General features: G+C 38.3%; 21 protein-coding genes. All 21 read right to left on the minus strand.

What is annotated here, in order from left to right; genetic code table 11:
- Positions 1–132: 132 nt before the first annotated feature.
- The 21 genes from recA to ACIQLB_RS03405 all read right to left on the minus strand — a co-directional run bounded on the left by recA (position 133) and on the right by ACIQLB_RS03405 (position 23553).
- Entirely contained in the window at positions 133–1197 is a 1065-nt protein-coding gene (gene recA / locus ACIQLB_RS03305; protein WP_386846775.1) for a recombinase RecA, read from the minus strand.
- 160 nt (positions 1198–1357) lie between these two features.
- A complete protein-coding gene (locus ACIQLB_RS03310) occupies positions 1358–2617 on the minus strand; it encodes a competence/damage-inducible protein A (protein ID WP_400720848.1) in 1260 nt (419 codons plus the stop codon).
- A gap of 17 nt (positions 2618–2634) precedes the next feature.
- Positions 2635–3213 carry a CDP-diacylglycerol--glycerol-3-phosphate 3-phosphatidyltransferase gene (gene pgsA / locus ACIQLB_RS03315; protein ID WP_400720851.1) on the minus strand — a complete coding sequence of 193 codons (579 nt, stop codon included), beginning with the start codon at positions 3211–3213 and terminating at the stop codon, positions 2635–2637.
- Positions 3214–3263: 50 nt separating this feature from the next.
- Complete coding sequence (locus ACIQLB_RS03320; protein WP_400720854.1) at positions 3264–4190, minus strand: helix-turn-helix domain-containing protein; 927 nt, start codon at positions 4188–4190, stop codon at positions 3264–3266.
- Between the two features lie 16 nt (positions 4191–4206).
- Positions 4207–4995, minus strand: a complete 789-nt coding sequence (locus ACIQLB_RS03325) for a DUF3388 domain-containing protein (RefSeq protein ID WP_370042922.1) — start codon at positions 4993–4995, stop codon at positions 4207–4209.
- A gap of 227 nt (positions 4996–5222) precedes the next feature.
- Positions 5223–5480: a DUF3243 domain-containing protein gene (locus tag ACIQLB_RS03330; protein ID WP_370042801.1), complete on the minus strand. Its 258-nt coding sequence runs from the start codon at positions 5478–5480 to the stop codon at positions 5223–5225.
- 44 nt (positions 5481–5524) lie between these two features.
- The gene (gene ymfI / locus ACIQLB_RS03335; protein ID WP_400720857.1) at positions 5525–6253 is read right to left on the minus strand and encodes an elongation factor P 5-aminopentanone reductase; all 729 of its coding nucleotides are present in this window, start codon (positions 6251–6253) and stop codon (positions 5525–5527) included.
- Entirely contained in the window at positions 6250–7551 is a 1302-nt protein-coding gene (gene yfmH / locus ACIQLB_RS03340; RefSeq protein ID WP_400720860.1) for an EF-P 5-aminopentanol modification-associated protein YfmH, read from the minus strand. The genes ymfI and yfmH overlap by 4 nt, the downstream gene beginning before the upstream one ends.
- Positions 7548–8819, minus strand: coding sequence for an EF-P 5-aminopentanol modification-associated protein YfmF (gene yfmF, locus ACIQLB_RS03345; RefSeq protein ID WP_400720863.1), 1272 nt, complete (start codon positions 8817–8819; stop codon positions 7548–7550). Before yfmF ends, yfmH begins: the two co-directional genes overlap by 4 nt.
- 256 nt (positions 8820–9075) lie before the next feature.
- Positions 9076–10035 carry an ABC transporter permease gene (locus tag ACIQLB_RS03350; protein ID WP_400720866.1) on the minus strand — a complete coding sequence of 320 codons (960 nt, stop codon included), beginning with the start codon at positions 10033–10035 and terminating at the stop codon, positions 9076–9078.
- Between the two features lies 1 nt (position 10036).
- Positions 10037–11083: an ABC transporter permease gene (locus ACIQLB_RS03355; protein ID WP_400720868.1), complete on the minus strand. Its 1047-nt coding sequence runs from the start codon at positions 11081–11083 to the stop codon at positions 10037–10039.
- Positions 11083–12630, minus strand: coding sequence for an ABC transporter ATP-binding protein (locus tag ACIQLB_RS03360; RefSeq protein WP_400720871.1), 1548 nt, complete (start codon positions 12628–12630; stop codon positions 11083–11085). The genes ACIQLB_RS03355 and ACIQLB_RS03360 overlap by 1 nt, the downstream gene beginning before the upstream one ends.
- 551 nt (positions 12631–13181) lie before the next feature.
- Positions 13182–14267 carry a BMP family lipoprotein gene (locus tag ACIQLB_RS03365; protein WP_400720874.1) on the minus strand — a complete coding sequence of 362 codons (1086 nt, stop codon included), beginning with the start codon at positions 14265–14267 and terminating at the stop codon, positions 13182–13184.
- A 52-nt stretch (positions 14268–14319) separates the two neighbouring features.
- A complete protein-coding gene (locus tag ACIQLB_RS03370; RefSeq protein WP_400720877.1) occupies positions 14320–15048 on the minus strand; it encodes a GntR family transcriptional regulator in 729 nt (242 codons plus the stop codon).
- A gap of 187 nt (positions 15049–15235) precedes the next feature.
- Positions 15236–17524: an FtsK/SpoIIIE family DNA translocase gene (locus tag ACIQLB_RS03375; protein ID WP_400720880.1), complete on the minus strand. Its 2289-nt coding sequence runs from the start codon at positions 17522–17524 to the stop codon at positions 15236–15238.
- A gap of 316 nt (positions 17525–17840) precedes the next feature.
- Entirely contained in the window at positions 17841–19508 is a 1668-nt protein-coding gene (locus tag ACIQLB_RS03380) for a ribonuclease J (protein WP_400720882.1), read from the minus strand.
- 357 nt (positions 19509–19865) lie between these two features.
- Positions 19866–20783: a 4-hydroxy-tetrahydrodipicolinate synthase gene (gene dapA, locus ACIQLB_RS03385; RefSeq protein ID WP_400720885.1), complete on the minus strand. Its 918-nt coding sequence runs from the start codon at positions 20781–20783 to the stop codon at positions 19866–19868.
- Between the two features lie 13 nt (positions 20784–20796).
- Positions 20797–21834, minus strand: a complete 1038-nt coding sequence (locus ACIQLB_RS03390) for an aspartate-semialdehyde dehydrogenase (protein WP_400720888.1) — start codon at positions 21832–21834, stop codon at positions 20797–20799.
- 82 nt (positions 21835–21916) lie between these two features.
- Entirely contained in the window at positions 21917–22507 is a 591-nt protein-coding gene (locus tag ACIQLB_RS03395) for a dipicolinate synthase subunit B (RefSeq protein WP_400720890.1), read from the minus strand.
- Entirely contained in the window at positions 22501–23280 is a 780-nt protein-coding gene (locus ACIQLB_RS03400) for a dipicolinate synthase (protein ID WP_400720893.1), read from the minus strand. The genes ACIQLB_RS03395 and ACIQLB_RS03400 overlap by 7 nt, the downstream gene beginning before the upstream one ends.
- A gap of 9 nt (positions 23281–23289) precedes the next feature.
- Positions 23290–23553, minus strand: coding sequence for a YlmC/YmxH family sporulation protein (locus tag ACIQLB_RS03405; protein WP_132357391.1), 264 nt, complete (start codon positions 23551–23553; stop codon positions 23290–23292).
- Positions 23554–23592: the final 39 nt, after the last annotated feature.

Consider the following 23592-nt stretch of genomic DNA (forward strand, 5'->3'; position numbering starts at 1 on the left):
TGATCGGGACATTTGCCTTCGCTACTAAATATATGGATACCCTAATAAATATTATAAAACCACATTCCCTAGTATGTGTAAATAAAAAAATGCATTGCTCTCACTATAAAGAGTGGGAACAATGCATTTATATTATTTATCTTCAAGAAGAAGCTTTAATTCCTCATCCATATCTTCCTCTTCATCATGCGCAGCAATTGTGTAAGATGAAGATGCAATACCGTAAGAAGCACGGATTTTATTTGCGATGTCGTCAAGTACTGCTGGATTTTCTTTTAAATACTGTTTAGCATTTTCACGACCTTGACCTAGGCGCTCATCACCGTAAGCATACCAAGAGCCACTTTTTTGAACGATGTCTAGTTCAACACCTAAATCGACTGTTTCGCCCTCTTTTGAAATTCCTTCACCGTACATAATATCAACTTCAGCTGTACGGAATGGTGGTGCTACTTTGTTTTTCACAATTTTAATTTTTGTACGGTTACCCATAATGTCATTGCCTTGTTTAATAGCTTCTGCACGACGTACTTCTAAGCGAACGGAGCTATAGAATTTAAGTGCACGTCCACCAGGTGTTGTTTCTGGGTTTCCGAACATAACACCAATTTTTTCACGTATTTGGTTAATGAAAATAGCAATTGTTTTTGATTTATTGATAGCACCTGAAAGCTTACGTAAGGCCTGAGACATTAAACGCGCTTGTAAACCAACATGCGAATCACCCATATCTCCTTCGATTTCCGCTTTCGGAACTAATGCTGCTACTGAGTCAATAACGATGATATCGATAGCACCACTACGTACTAATGCTTCTGCGATTTCAAGCGCCTGTTCTCCTGTATCTGGTTGAGATAATAAAAGCTCATCAATATCGACGCCCAATTTTTGTGCATAGATTGGATCTAACGCATGCTCAGCATCGATAAACGCTGCTTGTCCGCCATTTGCCTGAACCTCTGCAATGGCATGAAGAGCAACCGTTGTTTTACCTGATGATTCAGGGCCGTATACTTCAATAATACGTCCACGTGGATATCCACCAACACCTAATGCAGCATCAAGTGCTAACGAACCACTTGAAGATGTAGCGATTTCTAAATCGGTCTTTTCGCCAAGTTTCATGATAGAACCTTTGCCAAAATTCTTTTCAATTTGTTTTAACGCCTGTTCTAAGGCAGCTTTACGATCACTCATTCATTTTCCTCCTTCGAAAACTGTTCACTGTTTTTTCTATATCTCTACTATACTTGTTTTTAAGAGAAGACGCAAGAAAAAAGCGAACATTTATTCGTTTTTCTTCAAAATAAAAATTTGGGTAACTTTCCATTACCCAAATTTCTATTTTCAAATATATTTAATAACGTTTTTCAAAGCCTCTTTCTTCCAAAAGCTGCATTAAATAATGACAAGTAAATTTCGCCGCGCGAAGACGATTTGTATTACGCATACCCGATAAATGAAGTAAATACGTTATCGGTTTTTCATCGCCAATGGCAATACCAATCCAAACCGTCCCTACTGGTTGATGATCATGGGCTGTAGGACCTGCCGCGCCTGTTAATCCAATACCAATATCCGTATCAAACTTTTTACGTACAGCACTAGCCATAGCCGCTGCACATTCACTGCTTACAATCCCATGTGTATTTAATAATTCTTTCGCAATACCAAGCTGCTTAATCTTAGCCTCTTCTGTATACGTAACAACGCCACCAACAAGGGCATCCCCTACACCTGGTATTTCAGCAAGCTCTGACTGAAATAATCCCGCTGTTAAACTTTCTGCTGCAGAAATTGTTAACTTATTATCTAGTAACATCTCTACTGTTTTAGAGGCAAGTGAATCATCATCTCTACCGTATTGATAGTCCCCAACAAGCGCTTGAATCTCTGCTACCTTCGAGGCAATAAGCTGCTGCGCTTCTAGCTCCGTTTCTGCTTTGGCAGTTACACGTAATGTAACCTCACCGTCAGAAGCAAGTGGAGCAACAGTTGGGTTTGTTTGCGAATCTAAAATATCTTGGACACGTACTTCAAGTTCCGCCTCTCCAATTCCATAAAAACGCATAACATGCGATGTAATTACCCCTCCAGCATTTAACATCGCACCGAGCTTTGGCTTTGCTTCAAACTGGAACATTGGCTCAAGCTCTTTAGGTGGCCCTGGAAGCAACATATACGTTCGCCCACCCTTTGTTAATATCATGCCAGGCGCCATACCGTGATGGTTTACAAGCACCTCACTACCTGCTAATATTAAAGCCTGCTTACGATTATTATCCGTCATTGGACGTCCTCGTTTTGCAAAAAATTGTTCAATGTTTGCCAGTGCGCTATCATCAAATTCGAGAGGTACGTCAAGATGGCGAGCAATTGTTTCCTTTGTTAAATCATCCTTTGTAGGACCAAGCCCACCAGAGAAAATGATTAAATCAGCACGAGTCTCTGCAATGGAAATAGCCTCTTCTAAACGTTTTGCATTATCTCCAACAACAGTGTGATAATACACATTTATCCCTAACTCGGACAACTGACTAGAAATAAATCTCGCATTTGTGTTCGAAATCTGACCAAGCAATAACTCTGAGCCAACTGCAAGAATTTCAGCATTCATGATCCTCAAGACCTCTCTTATTTAGACTCAAGTAAGACACGTCGATTTAGATAGAAATAATCCCATCCAGACCACAGTGTAAAGAACAATGCGATATATAGCATGATTGTATCAAATGGAATACCAATAAGTGTAAAGATTGTATTGTGTAAAAGCGCTGCTCCGATGGCCATAATTTGAGCCCACGTTTTAATTTTACCAAGCTGGTTCGCTGCAACAACTTCTCCTTCACCTGCCAATATCAAACGAAGGCCAGTTACTGCAAACTCACGGCTAATAATAATAATAATTATCCATGCAGGCGCCATTTTAAGCTCTACCATTAAAATAAAAGCTGCTGAAACTAGCAATTTGTCAGCAAGAGGGTCTAAGAATTTCCCAAATGTTGTCACAAGATTATATTTACGTGCATAAAAACCATCCACCCAATCAGTCGTTGAAGCAATAATAAAAATGAGTGCACCTACAAAATGATGAACAGGCATCTCCGCACCGAATAGTGACATTGTTCCCCAGCCAAAATCAAACATCATAACAATGACAAAGAACGGAATAAGTAAAATTCGAGAGATGGTAATTTTATTTGGAATGTTCATTTTTCTAACACCTTTCATGATGAAAGAAAGTAGTCATCACTAGATGACTACTATTCTTTATTGAAATTGATGACGATGTTTTGCGTTACAATTTGCTGTGTATACGTTAAAGGCTCGTCATTAATGTATACTTTAGCTTGCGTTGAATTACCTAAGCGGATACGAGCGTAATTTTGAGATGTTGCGTCGAATTCTACTACTTCTCCAGCATTATATACACGAGTATCTGTTAGTAATTCTTGTTGCTGTTGGTTTCGAATACCGATAAATGTAGGACCAGATACTTCAATACGTATTTTTAATGTATTAGCATCTTTTAACGTATATGAAGTTGTAGCACCATCCGCTTCAATAGTCCCCGCTGAAATCGATTGCTTAACCTCTTCAGTTTGCTTTTCGTCAGGTGTTTCCTTTGTTGAATCTTTTGAATCTGTTGACTCTTGTTTGTCATTTGTTTGAGCTTTTTTATGCTCTTTTTCTTTATCTTTTTCTGTATCTATTGGTTTTACTTTTGTATCATATTCTATTTCTGATGGAACTGAATCGTCTGTAGCATTTGGTCCTGCACTATTTCTAGACTGCATAAGCACCCAGATTACCACAATAATGACAATGATAAATAAACCAACGATTATTTTGGGCATTGCCTCCATCATTTTATTAGAAGGGCCCTTTGATACTTTTCTTCTACTTGGGCTAGTCGTCATCGATTGACTTACTTGATTGTTTGGAGTACCTGGTAGTTCGCTTTTATACGTTTCTAAAAGTTCCTCTGCGTTCAAACCGACAGCGTCAGCATATTGTTTAATAAAAGCTCGTACATAAAACGAACCAGGCATAATCGAATAATTGCCCTCTTCAATACCTATTAAATAACGCTTTTGAATTTTCGTTATTTCTTGTAAATCGTCTAAACTGTAGCCTTTAGACAGTCTCGCCTCTTTCAGTCGAGTCCCTAATTCTGCCACTAATAACACCTACTTTAACATCAAATTAAAAATTAAATCCTCCAAATGAATTGGATTCGGACATCATATGATTTTTTTCCATTACTTCATACGTAATTTCTTCATCAGGGTGATGACGTAATTCAATAATATAATCAAAATCCTCTATCTTATATTCTGAATGCTGAACAAACATGTCTGGATGCTCGACGACCTTAATGGAAGGCATACTCATCATTTCACGCACTAGTTGCAAATGCCGCTCATCCGATGAACGACGTGTCACAATGCCATCTAATATAAAAATATTATTGTCACTGAATTCATCACCAGCGAGCTTATTGCGAACAGTCTGCTTAATCATTGTAGATGATAAAAAAATCCATTTTTTATTGGCACATACACTAGCCGCCACGATCGATTCTGTTTTTCCAACACGAGGCATTCCACGTATCCCGATGAGCTTATGACCTTCTTTTTTAAAGAGTTCAGCCATAAAGTCAACTAAAATACCAAGTTCATCTCGTACGAAGCGAAAGGTGTTTTTTTCATCTGCATCTCGAGGAATATAATGACCGTGCCTAATAGCTAAACGATCACGGAGTTTAGGTTGTCGAAATTTGGTCACGTTAATATGTTCCATTGTCGAAACAATTGTACGAAAACGCTCAATTGTCTCATCGTTGTCTGTATGCACTAACATACCACGTCGATCCTCATCGACACCGCTTATTGAAATAATATTGACACGAAGCATCCCTAAAAGTGAAGCAATATCTCCTAATAATCCAGGGCGATTCACCTGAATTTCATATTCAAAGTACCAATCGCTCAAACACATTCGTTCCCTTCCTATTAGTTAACGTAAAAAATCCTTTATAAGTTCCATCATAGCTGATTTTTTATGTAATGGAAAGTTAGAATACGTGGAATTATGGCGTTATTTTTAAAAACTTACTATTTTTTTTTTGAACATACAAAATAGGCTTACATACGTTCCCTTTTCAATGCAAAAAATTCCTTTTTAAACAGAAAAAAGAGGAGATAGTTCTCCTCTTTTTTTTACTGCACATGCTTATCTTGTACAAGTTTAATGACACAATTCGCCAATGCATGTTTTTCATCTTCAGAGGCAACGCTCCATAAATCCGACAGCACTCGTTCTTGTTCATTTTTAGGATCGACATTTGTCGCCAAATATTCCCCAATTTGTACAGCAGCCGATTGAATCATTTTCTTTGGCATGCCGCTTGATTCTGCTTGCATAACATTTTGACCTAAAAACGATGTCCATTTTTGCCAGTTTTCTAAAATGGTCATATGTTCCTCCTCCTTTACACATGTAGTATGTGCGAAAAAGAACATTATATGTACCAGCCACCGTTTAATCGAATTATTTGTCCCGTTACATAATCTGCTTTTCCAGAAAGGTAAAAACGTACCATTTCAGCAACATCCGTTGTTTGTCCAACTATACCTAGCGGAATGTCCTCTAAAATATATTCAAGCTCTTCTTCACATAAATGATTGTTCATCGAGGTATTAATAAAGCCAGGTGCAATGGCATTAACACGAATGCGTGATAGTGCCGCTTCTTTCGCATATGACTTCACAAAAGCATGTTGGGCGCCCTTCACGGCGGCGTAAAGTGCTTCGCCAGCCGATCCAGCCTCTCCCCAAATCGAACCGATAAAAAGCACATAGCTGACATCATGAGTGCGAAGCTTTGATGACAGCAATGCCGTCAGACGCATTGGATTTTGCACATGAACACGCCATAATGCATCCATATCCTCCACTGCAGTATCTTCAAGCAGAGAATAATGCGCTTGACCATTTGCAAAGACAATCGCTTGCACATTAAAAATTTGCGATGCTAGCAATTGTGCCCCGGATGCTTTCGAAAAATCTCCCTGTACAAGCATAAATTCCTGTGCAGGGAAATTTTCTGAAAGAGAGCGGTATAAAGCTTGTGCTGCTGTTTCATTGTTTGAAAAGTGTATGTAGATGGACCAACCGTCCTCTGCCAGACTCTGACAAATAGCACGGCCAATTCCACCCGATGCACCTAACACAAGGGCAAACTTTTTCACTGTATGCCCTTCTCTGTAGGTAAAATTTTAAAGACAGTTTGTTGAGATTCACCTTGAATTGAAGTAAATGCTTTTTTCAAATCTTCAATCTTTAGTTCCTCTAGTACAGGCACCACATCGAACAAATTCATATCATTAAACGAATAACGTGTAAATTGGTTGGCGATAAATTCAATAGAATTAAGTGCACGTAGGAAGAAACCTATTTTTTTACGTTTCACTCGTTCTAAATCTGCACTTTCAAATTGTGCATCTCCATCATATTTTGCTAATTCTTCCTTAATTGCTTTTTCTAATGCAGCCGGTTCTGTAGAATCTGAGCCAATCATAGCAAAACCAAAGCCATTTTCCAACGTGAAATCAAATGCATACGTTTCATCAATTAAGCCATCTTCGTAGACACTCTCATAAAATTTAGATGTACGTCCAAAAATAAGTTCAAGTGCAATTTGAACAGACAGCTCATGTTTTAACATGTCACGACCAGAAAGATTTGTTTCTTTTGCTTTTAAGCCGATATAGACCTTAGGCTTTTGTACATCCATATGCAACTCACGTTCTTTGATAGCAACCTCAGCCGGCTCTTTATCAAAGAAGCGTTGAATTGGTGTTGGTTCAGGGAATTCTTTTTTGTTTTGATTGTCACGAATAAACGTCATCATTTCATTAGGATCTACTGCGCCTATGACAAACAATAACATATTGGACGGATGATAAAATGTATTGTAGCACGTGTATAAATGGTCCGCTGTAATGCCATCAATCGTCTCTATTGTACCGGCGATATCAATTTTTACTGGGTGATTATGATACATATTTTCGATTGTACCAAAATAGAGCCGCCAATCTGGTTGATCGTCATACATCGTAATTTCCTGACCAATAATGCCTTTTTCCTTATTGACTGTTGCTTCTGTAAAGTAAGGCTCTTGAACAAAATTTAATAATGTTTCTGTGCTGTTATAAATATTGTTCGTCGAAGAAAATAAATACGCCGTACGTGTAAATGATGTAAAGGCATTGGCTGAAGCACCGAATTCACTAAACTTTTGGAAGACATCGCCATCTTCTTTTTCAAACATTTTATGCTCTAAAAAGTGAGCAATGCCATCTGGTACTGTAATGCTATCCGTCTCACCCATCGGCACAAATGTACGATCAACAGAACCGTACTTAGTTGTAAACGTCACAAACGTTTTTGAAAAGCCTTTTTTCGGTAAAATATAGACATCTAAGCCATTCTCTAATTTTTCATAATACAATGTTTCATCTAATTGCTTGAATTCAATTGTTTTCATTGTGCGGCTTGCTCCTTTCCACATAAGAAATAGACCGCTTCTAGCTGTACTTGCTTCGCCATTTCAACAATATCTTCCTTGGTCACGGCTTTCCATTTATTTGCCCAAGCTGCAACAGAAAACTCCTCGGGTAAATCTTTATATTGGTCAAAAATTTCTATTTGTCCTCGAGCAGAATCCAATGCTTCTTTTAGCTGATTTGTCAGCATTGCCTTTGTTTGCTCTATTTCCAAATCTGTAATATCGCCTGCTTGCATAACAGTAAGTTGTTCCTTAATTAGTGAGAGCGCTTTTTCTTCATTCTTTGGTTCAATCCCAGACACAACAAAGACTAAGCCATAATGTGACGCATATGAGCTAGACGCATAGTAAGCTAAACTTTCCTTTTCACGAACATTCATAAATAATTTGGCATGAGGATAACCACCGAACACGCCGTTAAAGATTTGCATTTTAGTGAAATCAGGGTCACCAAATCGTACTGGTGTACTAAAGCCAATATGCAGCTTTCCTTGCTTCATCTCTTGTTGTTCACGTACATAATCATTTTGTGGATGCTGTTGCGGAAGCACAGCTGGAATTTTTTCAGGTGTACGATCAGTAAATGGTAGCGCCTTTTTTAGGTTCGCAACGATTTCGTCTTCATTGATATCACCTGCGACATAGATGTCGATTTTATCATTAGCAAGCATGGATTGATATGCTTCAAATAATGATGTAGGGGTTATTTTTTGAATGTCCTCGACAGTTCCGTTAGCAGAAATAGAGGCTGGTTCATTTGGACGTAAAATTTGTTGAAGACGTTGCTGCGCAAAACGAGATTTATCGTCAAAAATAGACTCAATACGCTGAATGACCGTTTTCTTTTCACGCTCTACAACAGATTCCTTAAATACACCGTTTTCTAAATTCGGTTCAAATATTGCTGTGTGCAATAAACCGAGTACCTCATTTAAAACACTTGTATTTGCCAAATAATGATCATTAACGGCTTCTACATTCATCAGTACTGTATGTTCATTACCACGTTTAGATGTGTCAAAATACAACACTGTGCCATACAAGTCATCCAAGAAACCGCGGAATGCAGCTGTTGTCTTATATTTTTCATTACTGTGTTGCAATACATTTGTTAACACAGTGCGTTCAGACGCATTTGTGGCCGTTAATGCTCTTCTCCATTTAATTGAAAAATTCACGGTTTTAAATTGGGTCGTTTGTCGGATATGCAAATTGACACCTTTTGCAAAAGGTATTGTTTTAAACATATATAGAACCCTCCTTATCTTTCTTAATATAACAAAGTACTACACATACTATACATGTCTATTGTCTATAATTGCAAAAAGAATCCAAAGTATGTATATGAAAAGTGAGAAATTACATTTGGTGATTAATTAATCTATTCATACTAGCAAGTAAAGGTTAACCTCTAACCATTATTTTCCCAAACACTTGAGATATGTACAAGGAAAAAGACTGAGCATTTTCGCCCAGTCTTTACTGTAGACAATTGTCTGTTTTTTAGCGTTTCCCCTTAATATAAGGTTGGCCACTAGCTTTTGGTGCATTTGCTTTACCGATAAATCCTGCTAATGCAAAAATCGTTAAGACATAAGGTAAAATTTGCAAGTATACAGCAGGAACGTCTTGAACATAAGGAATTCCGCTCCCTGCAATACTTAACGTTTGCGCTACTCCAAAGAATAATGCTGCACCTAAAGCGCCAATTGGATGCCATTTCCCGAAAATCATTGCGGCAATGGCCATAAAGCCTTGACCAGCAATTGTTGCATGTGAGAAATTAAGTGTAATTGATTGTGCGTAAACTGCACCACCAAGACCACCTAATGCCCCAGAGATAACAACAGCAATATAGCGCATTCTATTAACATTTACGCCCATCGTATCTGCAGCCATTGGATGTTCACCGACAGCGCGTAAGCGTAATCCAAAAGGTGTTTTATAAATGATAAACCATGCCCCAATAGCTACTGCAAAAGCTAAAATTGACGTACTATAGACATCACGGAATAATAATGGACCAAGGAACGGTATATCCTGTAAATAAGGGATGCCAAAACGGTCTATTGATCGAGTAATCATATCCGTTTGACCTTTATCATAAATCATTTTCACCAAGAATACAGATACCGCTAAACCTAGTAAATTGATGGCAACCCCCGATACCGTTTGATCGGCACGGAAGGAAATAGACGCAACTGCATGGAGAAGTGAGAAGATTCCCCCAATAATGACAGCTGCCAGCATTGCCACCCAAACTGTTGCTGCACCAAATGTTGAAGCATATTCTAAGTTTACATAAATACCAACAAATGCACCAACAATCATTAAACCTTCTAGTCCGATGTTTACTACACCAGAACGTTCAGAGAATACGCCACCGATTGCCGTAAAAATTAAAGGTGTTGCATAAAGAATTGCAGAAGGGATGATGAAATATAACATTTCTAAAAAGCTCATGTTATTGCCCCTCCTTTTTCTTGCTTAATTTTTGTAATGCTACTCGTATGATATAGCCTGATGCTACAAAGAAAATAATTAACGCAATAATAATAGATACGATTTCCTCTGGAATGCCCGCAGCATTTGGCATATTTAGCGCTCCGTATTTTAGTGAGCCGAATAATGAAGCTCCAAATACAACCCCTAGTGGTGTGTTGGCACCAAGTAAGGCAACGGCGATACCATCGAAACCTATACCAGTAAAGCCTGGTTTAATAGAGGCGTTTCCGAAAGTACCTAGTGCCTCCATTGCACCACCAAGACCAGCGAACATACCTGAAATCGTCATAGCTAAAATAATGTTTTTGTTAACGTTCATACCAGCATAGTCTGCAGCATGCTTATTAAAACCTACCGCTTTCAGCTCATATCCTCGTGTTGTTTTTTCTAAAATGAACCACATCACTACTACCATTAATAGTGCAATTATGATCCCATAGTGAAGACTTGAATTGTCTGTAAGCTCTCTTAAAAACGGAGAACGCAAAGATGCTGATTCATGAACGCGTTCTGTTTTAAAGCTACCGTCAGACAATTTTTTAATCACTGCATTCGCAATATAAAGCGCAGTGTAGTTTAACATAATTGTCGCAATAACTTCGTGAACTTTAAATTTCGCTTTTAAGAAACCTGCAATAAAGGCCCAAAATGCACCTGCAGCAGCTGCCGCAAGCAATGCTAATGGTAAGTGAATGATTTTAGGTAGATCAAATGCATATCCTACCCAAGCTGCTGCTAGCCAACCTAAAATTAGCTGACCTTCAACACCGATGTTGAATAATCCTGTGCGGAAGGCAAATGCTACCGCAAGACCCGCCAATAGGTACGGTGTTATTTGACGGATTGTGTTCCCAATAGAATATGAATCTCCAAAAATACCTGTCCAAAGGGCGCTATAACCTTGTACTGGGTCATAGCCGCTGACTAACATTACGATAGCACCAACAATTAAACCGATAATAATAGAGATGATAGGAACGAGTATATTAATGACACGATTTGACATTAGTCGTTCCCCTCCTTCGCATCATTCATGTTATTTTTACTACTTTGTCCTGCCATTAATAGACCAAGCTCTTGTTCTGTTGTTTCTTTTGGATTTAACTCATCAACAATTTGGCCATCATAAATAACTGCGATACGGTCAGAAACATTCATGACTTCATCTAATTCAAATGAAATTAACAGTACTGCTTTTCCTTTATCACGTTGCTCGATAAGGCGAGAGTGAATAAATTCAATAGCACCTACGTCAAGGCCACGTGTCGGTAAAGCAGCAATCAATAAATCTGGATTACGATCAATTTCACGACCGATAATCGCTTTTTGCTGGTTACCACCTGAAAGGGCACGTGCCGGAGTCATTTCACCATTACCAGTACGCACATCATATTCCTCAATGATTTGGCGTGCTTTTTCAGACACTTTCTTGTAGTCCATGACAAAGCCCTTAGCGATTGGAGACTGATAATATGTTTGTAGTGCGATATTATGACCGATTGGGAAATCTAATACTAAACCATGCTTATGGCGATCTTGTGGGATATGCCCAACGCCTTCCTCAGTAATTTTTCGAGGTTTCATATTTGTAATATCTTTGCCATTTAATTTAACCGTACCACTCTTTATTTTTCGTAGACCAGTTATGGCTTCGATTAACTCAGATTGTCCGTTACCATCGATACCTGCAATACCAACAATTTCACCTTTGCGTACTTTTAAGTTCAGGCCTTTTACTTTATCGATATTACGGTAGTCTGTAACAACCAAATTGTCGATTGTAAGTACTTCATCAGTTGGTTTTGCTTCTGTTTTTTCTGTTTTAAATTCGACTTGACGACCAACCATCATTTCAGCTAATTGGTTAGGATTTGTGTCAGCAGTTATAACTGTTCCAATCCCTTCCCCTTTTCGGATAATCGTCACACGGTCAGAGACTTCCATAATTTCTTTTAGTTTATGGGTAATTAAAATAATGGATTTACCTTCTGCAATTAAGCGGCGCATTATTTGAATAAGCTCTGTAATCTCCTGTGGTGTTAAAGATGCAGTAGGTTCGTCAAAGATTAAAATTTCTGCACCACGGTATAGTGTTTTTAAAATTTCAACACGCTGTTGCATCCCCACAGTAATATCCTCGATTTTGGCATATGGATCAACATCTAAACCATATTTTTCAGAAAGTACTTGTACTTTCTTCGCCGCATCTTTAATGTTAACAATCCCCATTTTTGTAGGTTCAGAACCTAAAATAATGTTCTCTGTCACTGTAAAATTTTCCACTAACATAAAGTGTTGATGGACCATACCAATCCCTAAATCATTGGCCACATTTGGGTTTGTAATTTTAACAGCCTTCCCACGAACTCGAATTTCGCCACCCTCTGGTTGATACAAACCAAAAAGGACGTTCATTAAAGTCGATTTACCTGCACCATTTTCACCTAGCAATGCATGGATTTCGCCTTTTTTCAGTTGGAGGGTGATGTTATTATTCGCCACGAAATTACCGAATTCTTTTCGGATTCCTAGCATCTCAATCACGTGTTCCAATTTCGTCACTCCCTTAATAGGCACTTTTATCATTTTCACCTTGTGGCTGTTACTTCGCTTTAGCCACAGAAAATATGTGTTGCTGTCGCTTTGTTTTCGCTACAGAAAACATGTGTTGCTGACGCTTCGTTAACACTCCGCTTTCGCACAGATAAACAATACGTCCTGTTAATAATACTAGCTATAGTCACTGTTAGTTCAACGTTTTTCACATAGCACAGCAATGACTTCAGCCTAATGTTCCATCTTCGTTCAGCGGCATCATGTACCCTATTAACAAAAAATACATGCATATCTTGTCCCACTAATAGAGGTAGATATTCTTCTGAATGAAGATAAATTAATACAGGAAAGGTCATCGTTAGAAACCTTTCTTCTATTAACTTGTTACCATCATTACTATTCTTACGATAAACTCATAGAAAAATTACTACCTCTATGGTAAATAAATAGAATCAAATAGAGTATTGCAAATAGTCAAAATATAACGATAGATTGAAAAATCATCATAAGGGCCTTCTAAAAGTCCCTTATGATGATCAAAAGATGAATTATTTTTTCACTTTTTCTGGAACTTTAATTTCACCTTTAGCAATTTTCTCTTTATATTCGTCAATGACAGCTTGAACATCTGCTGGGATTGCACCACGAGAATCTGCAAGTTTCACTCCGTCTTCAGCTAAACCATAAGTAAGCGTTTTGCCGCCTGGGAATTCACCGTTTTTCGCTTTATTTGAAATATCTACAACTGCTGTATTAACACCTTTTAACATAGAAGTTAAAGTTACATTTGTTTTATCGTCTATTTTACCTTCTGCGTATTGGTCAGCGTCTACTCCAATTACCCATACATTTGCATTAGGGTCTTTTTTCTTACGTTCCTTTGCCTCAGAGAATACACCGTTACCAGTTGCACCAGCAGCGTGGAAGATTACATCTACACCTGAAGAGTACATGCTGTTTGCAGTAATTTTACCAAGGTCAGCTTTATCGAATGCACCAGTGTATTTTGATTTGATTTCGATTTTTGGATTTACAGCTTTTGCACCTTCAACGAATCCAGCCTCGAAGCGGTTAATAACTGGAATATCTACGCCACCCACGAATCCGATTTTACCTGATTTAGACATTTTCGCAGCAGCTACACCAGCTAAGAAAGCACCTTCTTGCTCTTTGAAAAGAACATTAACAACGTTGTCTGCTTTTACTTCAGCATCGATTAATGCAAAATGTTTTTCTGGGTTGTCTGAAGCAACAGCTTCAACTGCGTCAGCCATCATGAAACCGATTCCATAAACTAAATCGAAGTTACGACGTATTAAGCTGTTTAAGTTTGTTTCATAGTCTGCGTCTGTTTTTGATTGTAAGTAGTCGAAGCCTTCACCTTTTTTTAGGTCATTTTCTTTACCGTAAGCTTGAACACCTTCCCAAGCAGATTGGTTGAATGATTTATCATCAACGCCACCTACGTCAGTAACCATCGCTACTGAGAATGCTTTTTCTTTGTTGCTTTCGCCAGATGATGCATTTTCATTTTCTTTTGCAGGTTTTTCTTCGTCTTTCGCACCACATGCACCTAAGATTGCACTTGCAGCTAAAACTGATGATAATACTAAGCCAAATTTACGTTTTTTCATTTGATTAACCCCCCAAAGGTATTGTAATTAGCAGGAAAAAATTAGAAATGTTCTACACCCGTTTACGAACTACATGGAAGCTGAATTTATCAGCTCGGAAATAATTTTTTGAATACAGCACTACTTGATCATGATCATCGTAATGCAACTGCTTTAATACTAAAAGAGCTGTTTCACGCCCGCAATTTAAAATCGGTGAAGCTTGTTCATGATACCCGATTGGATCAATATACGTAACAGCATAGGCAACATGAATTTTACCGGATTGTTCAAGTGCAGAGAAAAGTGAAACTTCCTTTTTTTCTACAAAGTCAGTTGGCAGGAAGCTTGCAGGTAATCTGTCTATGCAGTATACTACCGGCTCACCATCCGCTGTTCTGACACGTTCAATTGTGAGTATTTTATCTTCGCCATCACATTGGAAGCGTTTTAAATCTTCCTCAGAAGGTATGCTTTCCGTCGCCTTTAAAAAGCGGGAACCGGGTTCCATACCTGCTGCCTCGATCATAGAAGAAATGCTCGATAAATGCTCGATACCCGATGTAAACACCGGCTTAGGGTTGACAAATGTCCCCACCCCATGTCGACGCACTATAACATTTTCCTCTTCCAACAGTCGTAGCGCTTCTCTAAGTGTTGCTCGACTGACTCCTAGTGATTTTGATAATTCAAACTCTGAAGGCAGTTTTTCATTTTCTTTAAAAACGCCTATTTCAATGTCAGACTTTAAACGATCAATTACTTGAAGATAGAGATGACGATGATCTGCTTTAATAGTCATATATATCACCACCAAAATCAGAGATCAGACATCTGATGTACAACATTCCTACTAATCGTTCATAAATATAACATTTTTATAGACTGAAAGCAATTACACCTTAGCGTAATTGCTTTCGAATTTTGAAATGAATTTGGGCCTACTTAATGTATTCAACATTATTCATTTTTTTGTCGTTGTTTTGGCACTAATTATCGTATTGATGAATGAGTACTTGTCGAGGCTTACTACCCTCTGGAGGCCCGACAATACCGCGTTGCTCCATTTGATCGACAATACGAGCAGCTCTCGAATAACCGATACGGAAGCGGCGCTGCAACATCGAAACAGAGGCCGTTTGCATACTTACAACTAACTGTACAGCCTCATCAAATAATTCATCCGTTTCCTCTAAAATTGCCTCTTCTTCGGTCGGAATCATTTCCTCCTGATACTGTGCCTTTTGCTGTTCTATAACAAAGTTAACAACTGACTCAACTTCTTGATCTGATAAAAAGGCACCTTGCACACGTTTTGGTTTAGATGCACCAGCTGGTAAAAATAACATATCTCCTCGACCGAGTAAACGTTCTGCTCCACCCATATCTAATATCGTTCTAGAATCGATTGCTGATGACACCGCAAAGGCTATGCGCGAAGGAATATTTGCTTTAATAACACCTGTCAACACATCTACACTTGGTCGTTGGGTTGCAATGATTAAATGAATCCCTGCTGCACGTGCCATTTGTGCTAAACGTGTAATAGAATCCTCTACATCACTTGAGGCAACCATCATTAAGTCCGCTAACTCGTCTACAATTACCACAATATAAGGTAATTTCGGTTGTTTTTCACCCGTTTGTTCATTGACTTTTTGTACTTGGCCATTGTAACCTTCGATATTACGAGTACCTGTATGAGAAAATAGATCATAGCGGCGTTCCATTTCTGACACAACTTTTTTTAGAGCCTGAGACGCTTTACGCGCATCTGTAACAACTGGAGCCAGTAGATGAGGAATTCCATTATAAACATTTAACTCCACCATTTTCGGGTCAATCATCATCAGCTTTACCTCATGTGGTTTTGTACGCATTAGGATTGATACGACAATACCATTTATACACACACTTTTCCCACTCCCTGTTGAACCTGCAACAAGTAAATGTGGCATTTTATTGAGTTCAGCGAGGACTGCTTGTCCAGTAATATCACGGCCTAATGCGACTTGTAATAATGCTTCTGGCTTCGCACCATCTTTAGACTCTAACACTTCCCGTAGTGTAACAATAGCTACCTCGCTATTTGGTACTTCAATGCCAATTGCTGATTTCCCAGGAATAGGTGCTTCCATACGAATATCCTTCGCAGCAAGTGCTAAGGCAAGATCATCCTGTAAGTTTACAATTTTACTTACTTTCACGCCTATGTCTGGTAATATTTCGTATTTCGTTACAGCTGGGCCTAAATGAACCTGCGTTACTTTTGCCTTTACACCAAAGCTTTGCAAAGTTTGTTCAAGCTTTTTCGCATTTGCCTGAATGACAGAATACTCCCCACTTTGGTCATGCTGTGGCGGTAATTGTAATAGATTATAAGATGGAAGTTGATAATCTGCATTTTCTACAGCATCTGCCCCTTCGATATGGACATCATCAACAATCTCCCCATGTTCAATATCTTCATTTTCAGCTGCTGCAAATCCTTCTCGTTCATGAGACACATTTTGAGTAAAGGCAGAGATAATTGGTTCATGAGAAGTCTCTTCTTCCTCTTGTACCTCGGGCGCCTGCTCGACAGCAGCAATTTCATCCTTGCTTTCTACTTTTGAACGGCGATTATTAGGTTTTTTCGGCACATTTTTTTTCTTTTCACGATGTTTCTTTTGCCATTTACCAAAAAGGTCGGGCATTTTTCCAGCTAAATATGGTACAAGTGCCTTTCCTGTTACTAAAATTAGTCCGATAAAGAAAATAACCCATGCGACGACCTTCGCACCTGTTGCCTCAAATAATACGTGTAGAGCACTAAATAACAGTGCACCAATCATACCTCCGCCAAGTGCATTACTCCGATGGATAATACCCTCTGAATTAATTAAAATTCGCCAAGATTCTCGCAAAACAGAGTCTGATAATAAACCACCAGATTTTGATAATTGTTCAAACAGAATACCGTGGCTAAAAATTGTTAAACTCATAACAATGAGGAGCATGCCTATTATTAGACGATCATAAATGCTTACTTTTTTCTGCCCAATCATCAGTAACAACGCAACAAATATAAGCATAAATGGCACAGCAAAATATAAATTCCCTAAAAGAAACATTGCTATCGTTTGTAAAATACGTCCAGTCATACCATATTCAAAAATCATGATAACCGCTAATGCAATTAAGATAAGCCCTAAAATTTCATACATAAGCGGATGCATTTCTTTTTTTTCTGTAGTCGCTTTTCCTTTCGTGACTTTTCTTTTTTTACTAGTCGCCATCTATTTCACCTTCTTTTGTAATCCATTCTTTATATGTAGCGAATAATAACATGTAGAACTTGATTATTTCAAAAAAAAGACTCATCACCATAAAGTGTGGTTGATCTCCGTTCCGGCCGGGCGCTTTCCTGGGGGCGTCCGATGAGCCGCCGATCCCCAAGGAGTCGCCCAGCCTTCACTCCAATCAACTTTATATACATGACATATGTTTCAACATATGTCATTCCCAACTTTTGAGATTGAGCGAAAAAAAGGATTTTCCACCGTTCACATTCGGCTAGAAAATCCTTTTTCATTTAACGATGAGCTTTCATTTTTAATATTCCATAATGATCGGGATAATCATTGGGCGGCGCTTCGTTTTTTGGAATAAATACGTATTCAGTGTATCTCGAATTTCTTGTTTAATGTTTGTCCATTCAAATGTATCTTTACCAACGTATTTTTCAATAACATTTCTCGCAATATCAGAAGCTTCCACCATTAATTCTTCTGATTCGCGTACATATACGAAACCACGTGATAAAATTTCTGGACCAGATGCAATTTTCTTCTGAGCACGGTTTAATGTTACGACAACAATGAAAATACCATCCTGCGATAATAACTTACGATCGCGAAGTACTATGTTACCTACATCGCCAATACCAATGCCGTCTATTAATACATTACCAGCTTGTACACGGCCACTCATTCGCATTTTACCATTTTTATATTCTACAATATCCCCTTTATCGGCGATAAAAATTTGTGATTTTTGCATACCTAGCTGTTGAGCAAGCTTAGAGTGAGCAATAAGCATGCGATACTCACCTTGTACAGGGATAAAGTACTTTGGTTGCATTAAGTTTAGCATTAATTTTAAATCCTCTTGGCTACCGTGACCCGACACATGTACATTTTTGCTAGATGTTAGAATTTCAGCACCTGCTTTTGCGATAGAGTTCATCGTATTAGCCATCTGTACTTCCATACCTGGAGAAGGTGTAAATGTAATTAATACTGTATCATCTTTCTTCATTTTAATGTCTCGGTGATGTTTGCGGACGATTTTTTCTAATGCATCAAGTGGTTCCCCTTTATTACCTGTAGCAATAATAATAATCTCATCATCTTGATATTTTTGCATTTCTGAGATAGGGATGATTGTTTCTTCCTCTACCGCTAAGTGGCCTAGCTGTACACCTAAATCCACAGCTTTTTCTAAAGGTTTTCCTACAATGACTACTTTACGGAACGACTTTTGAGCTTGTGTAAATACTTGTTGAATACGAATAAAATTCGATGCATATACAGCAACTAAAATACGACCTGGTGCTGAATGGAATGTTTTTGATAATTGCTCTTCAATCACAATCTCAGATGTCGTATAACCTGGTCGCTCAGCTTCACACGACTCAGATAACAGAATAAATACGCCTTCTTCCCCTAGCTGAGCCATTTTTGCTAAATCAGGTTTAAATTTACCTGTCGCAGATTGATCGAATTTAAACTCACCTGTATGAACAATTGCTCCTTCAGATGTATGGAACACTACCCCTAACGAATCGGGAATACTATGTGTTGTATGGAAGAATGTCACATACGTTGAGTTAAAATTCATACGACTACGGTTCGTAACCTCAAAGAATTTCACCTGATGTGGTGCAGGCAATTCTTTTAAATGCTCCTTTGCAAGTGCAATTGTTAATTTTGATCCGTACACCGGCGCTTTTATTTTTTTAAGTACATAAGCAATCGAGCCAATTGCATCTTCATGACCATGTGTTAAGAATATCCCTTTCACACGATCTTTATTTTCTTCTAAATACGTAATATCAGGAATTACGATATCAATGCCCAGCATTTCGTCTTCAGGGAACATCAAGCCGCTATCCACTACAAATAGCTCTTCGTCAATTTCTACTACGTACATTGCTTTCCCAATTTCGCCCACGCCACCAAGTGGAATGATGCGAATTAATTCATTTTTCTTTTTTGTCAATTTATTTCCTCCTAAAAAATATCCCGAACAGCAACCACTTAAGATTCATTATACGGTTTGCAAAGCTTTTGCACAAATTAAAAATACATCTTTCATGGTTGAAACAGAAATTTTTTACAAAACAACTCATGTGTGCTAATAGAGCGAGATAAAAAGTATTCCGATAAACTATGAAAATGATCCGATAAATTCAGAAATGATGCTGATATTTCACGAAAAGGTTCCGACATTCTTATTGAATATTTGTCTACGAATTACCCGAATTGGGAAAGTAACTACCTTATTCTTCTATATAATCAAAAAAGACCGTAAACAAACTAAAAAATCTCGAGTTTGTTTACGGTCTGAAGGTTTAAATTAACTAAAGGTACTTATTTTTCTAAAACTTCTCGCTTTTTCTTGATACGTATCCCAAATTCGATCGAAGTTTGCTTTTTCTTCATCTGTCATTTCCATCATAGGCAGACGGACATTAAGTGTATCAAAGCCTAATTTCGTCATCGCGTATTTTACAGGCGATGGGTTTGGCTGTGCGAACAACGCACGTACAAGTGGTAATAATGCTCGATGAATTTTGGCTGCTAGCTCGTGATTTCCTTCTTCAAACGCTTTAATCATTAATTGCATATCATTTCCAACAACATGAGCAGCAACTGAAATAATTCCTGCTCCGCCGATTGCTAGTAGTGGAAGTGTTAAACCATCATCCCCACTATACACTAAAAAGTTATCATCTGAATCAACATTCTCAATAATATCGCCCATTTGATCTAAATTGCCACTCGCTTCTTTAATCCATGAAATATTAGGAATTTTACTTAAAGCAACGGAAGTTTCATAGGCTACATTGATGCCTGTACGTCCTGGCACGTTATAAAGCATGACAGGTAATCTAGTTTCTTTTGCAATTGTTTCAAAATGCGCAAAAATACCGCGTTGATTTGGCTTATTATAATATGGTGCTACAAGCATAATACCATCTGCACCATTTTCTTCAGCCTTGTGCGTCATTGCAATAGAGTAAGCAGTTTCGTTATCCCCTGTACCTGCAATAACTGGTACACGACCTGCTACTTTTTCTACTGTAAAGCGTACAACTTCAATTTTTTCTTCTGTGGACATAGTTGGATTTTCAGAGGTTGTGCCACATGCGACAATACAATCTGTACCATTATCAATCAAATGATTAATAATACGTTCTAGTTCTGGATAATTAATCGTGCCATCTTCTTTGAACGGCGTAATCATCGCCGTTCCAATTCGCCCTAAATTCATCCTTACACCCCTCTTATAGTAAGTTATCCTCCAGCATTGCTTCTGCAATTTGAATAGAGTTTAATGCAGCGCCTTTTAAAAGATTGTCAGAAACGATCCATAGGTGGAATCCTTTTTTGTTGTCTAAATCTTGACGGATACGCCCTACAAAAGTAGCATCTTCCCCTTCTGCATAGATAGGCATTGGGTAAGTTTGTGTTGCGATATCATCTTGTAATACCACACCTGGTGCACTGCGTAATACTTCAAAAATCTCCTGTACCGTTGCATCTTTTTCTACTTCAATATAAACAGATTCAGAGTGTCCTGAAACAACTGGCACGCGAACACAAGTTGCAGCTACGTTTAGCTCTGGTGCATGCATGATTTTCTTCGTTTCATTAATCATTTTCATTTCTTCATATGTAAAGCCATTGTCTGTAAATTTATCAATTTGTGGAATGACATTACGAGCGATTGGATAATGACGTTTGTCGCTACCAGAAGGTAAAATATTTGCTTCTACATCCTTACCTGCATCCCAATTTGCACTTTGTGCCTTTAATTCCTGAATAGCAGAAATACCTGCACCTGAAACTGCTTGGTATGTCGATACAATAATTTTTGTTAAGCCAAATGTATTACGTATAGGTTCAAGTGCAGACATCATTTGAATTGTTGAGCAGTTTGGATTCGCAATAATCCCTTTATGCTTAGCAAGATCGCCTCGATTTACTTCCGGAACAACTAGTGGTACTTCTGGATCCATGCGGAAATGGCTCGTATTATCGATAACTACTGCACCACGTTTTGCCGCTTCTGGCGCCAACACCGCTGATACAGAACCACCAGCTGAGAATAAAGCGACATTGACGCCTTCAAAAGCTTCAGGTGTCGCTTCTTCAATTGTATATGTCTTACCATTAAATTCGATTGGTTTTCCTGCTGAACGTGCAGATGCTAAGAACTTAATATCTCCGATAGGAAAATTCCGTTTAATTAGCTGCTCCATCATTTTTGTGCCTACTGCCCCTGTTGCTCCAACAACCGCAACTGTTAACTGCTTTGTCATCTGTCATCTCTCCTTGAATACATGTTCCATAATGTGTGCTATTGTATCACAAAAATACTGAAAATTGTGTGTAATTCGTGAATTATTTGAAATATTGTATAAACAGTGGTTGTAATTGCTTTTTCTCCGTAATCGCTTCATGTACAGTTGCGACCATTTGATCAAAATCAGCAATCAAGGAATTTGGCTTGGAATGTGGTGAATCCTGCCCGAATGGAATAAAGTAAATGTTTTTAGCATTTAGCAGCCTCATAATATTCATTCCATTTAAGCCAAGAGCATCATTTGTTGAGATGCCCAGGACAACAGGCGAACCGTTACGCAATGTTGCCTTAGCAGCCATCAATACCGGACTATCTGTTGCTGCATTAGCAAATCTACTAATACTATTCCCTGTCATCGGTGCTATAACCATCGCATCCAATGGATTGGATGGTCCGAATGGTTCTGCCTCTTTAATAGAGGAAATTACCTTTTCTCCAGTCAATTCCTCTATTTTTGCAATCCACTCCTCTCCAGTACCAAAACGCGTAGCCGCATGTAACACGGAATGCGTAATAATTGGAATAACTGTTGCTCCTGCATCTATAAAGTTTTGAATTTTAGGTACTACATCCTCATACGTACAGTGAGAGGCTGTAATACCTAAACCAATTCGTTTACCCGTTAGCAATTTTCTTCCTCCTCTATTGCCTTGCACAATATTGTAGCAGCATCATGTGCAAAGTATTTCCCAGGTAATGAGGGCAATAGTACGTACGTTTGTAATTGCTCAGTGTCTATATCCAAACATCCAGGCTCTGAAGCCAAATCATATAGGACAGCTGGGACATGATCTTGGAATGATTCTGTAATCCATTTAGCTGGAATCGTATTGATAAAAATCCCATCATTAATTGACCATTTGCGGTCATCTAAATCTGTAGCTTTATAACCATAAGCCTTAGCTTCACTCACTTGTACAACTGAACGCGCTACAATATGGACATTAGCGCCCATCTTGACGAGTAAAGAAGCGAGCATTTTGGCTGTGCGTCCAAAACCTGCGATGGTAAAGTTTTGTCCGTAAATACATTTTTGCTCGAGTCCGTAAAACGTGGCGATAAATCCTTCCGCTGTTAATCTTGCGTTTTGCCAAATAAAAGATTCTTGTTGTAAATAGCAATTTGTTTCATTTTTCTCAAGCAACTGCTTCCAATGCATAGTCAAACGCCCTGTATAAAACTTAACTTGGGATATCCCATAAAGCTGTTCCACTTCAATTTTAAGTGGAAGAATGGGAAGAATAATTCTATTTGGTTGGAATTCTAATACAAGCTTATTTAACTCTTCGTTCCAAACTGATGTTCTTTTATAAAATACCGTTCTCGATGGACTTCTTAGCATTGTAGCTAATTCCTTTAATCTTAGATCCTCACCGATAACAAGCCATTTTTCATTTTCCAAAAGCTCACCTCACTGTAAAAATTCTGACTGTACCGTCGTTGTTTTGTTAAATAAAATACGATCTTCTCCAATTAGTATAATTTCATGCCAAGGTATCATTTCACTAACTTTTACTTTCTTTTTTTGGAATGGCAATTTATCTTTAACAATCTCAAAACCATGAATCTTTCCTGTTTGCACATCTAATAGACATTCTGTATGTGCCAATATACCAAAATGTACGCCGCCCTCAATTTGAATTAACTCTTTATCCACCATCTCTGATAGTAGCATGCCTCATCTCCCTCCTTGAACCGTTACCCCAATATATGC

The organism is Lysinibacillus sp. NPDC092081, assembly GCF_044755845.1.
Taxonomy (GTDB): domain Bacteria; phylum Bacillota; class Bacilli; order Bacillales_A; family Planococcaceae; genus Lysinibacillus.

Coding starts and splice junctions, on each gene's coding strand:
- recA (WP_386846775.1), bottom strand. CDS start 1,197: ATGAGTGATCGTAAAGCTGCCTTAGAACAGGCGTTAAAACAAATTGAA.
- ACIQLB_RS03310 (WP_400720848.1), bottom strand. CDS start 2,617: ATGAATGCTGAAATTCTTGCAGTTGGCTCAGAGTTATTGCTTGGTCAG.
- pgsA (WP_400720851.1), bottom strand. CDS start 3,213: ATGAACATTCCAAATAAAATTACCATCTCTCGAATTTTACTTATTCCG.
- ACIQLB_RS03330 (WP_370042801.1), bottom strand. CDS start 5,480: ATGACCATTTTAGAAAACTGGCAAAAATGGACATCGTTTTTAGGTCAA.
- yfmH (WP_400720860.1), bottom strand. CDS start 7,551: ATGAAAACAATTGAATTCAAGCAATTAGATGAAACATTGTATTATGAA.
- yfmF (WP_400720863.1), bottom strand. CDS start 8,819: ATGTTTAAAACAATACCTTTTGCAAAAGGTGTCAATTTGCATATCCGA.
- ACIQLB_RS03350 (WP_400720866.1), bottom strand. CDS start 10,035: ATGAGCTTTTTAGAAATGTTATATTTCATCATCCCTTCTGCAATTCTT.
- ACIQLB_RS03355 (WP_400720868.1), bottom strand. CDS start 11,083: ATGTCAAATCGTGTCATTAATATACTCGTTCCTATCATCTCTATTATT.
- ACIQLB_RS03365 (WP_400720874.1), bottom strand. CDS start 14,267: ATGAAAAAACGTAAATTTGGCTTAGTATTATCATCAGTTTTAGCTGCA.
- ACIQLB_RS03370 (WP_400720877.1), bottom strand. CDS start 15,048: ATGACTATTAAAGCAGATCATCGTCATCTCTATCTTCAAGTAATTGAT.
- ACIQLB_RS03375 (WP_400720880.1), bottom strand. CDS start 17,524: ATGGCGACTAGTAAAAAAAGAAAAGTCACGAAAGGAAAAGCGACTACA.
- dapA (WP_400720885.1), bottom strand. CDS start 20,783: ATGAATTTAGGGCGAATTGGAACGGCGATGATTACGCCGTTCAAAGAA.
- ACIQLB_RS03390 (WP_400720888.1), bottom strand. CDS start 21,834: ATGACAAAGCAGTTAACAGTTGCGGTTGTTGGAGCAACAGGGGCAGTA.
- ACIQLB_RS03405 (WP_132357391.1), bottom strand. CDS start 23,553: ATGCTACTATCAGAGATGGTGGATAAAGAGTTAATTCAAATTGAGGGC.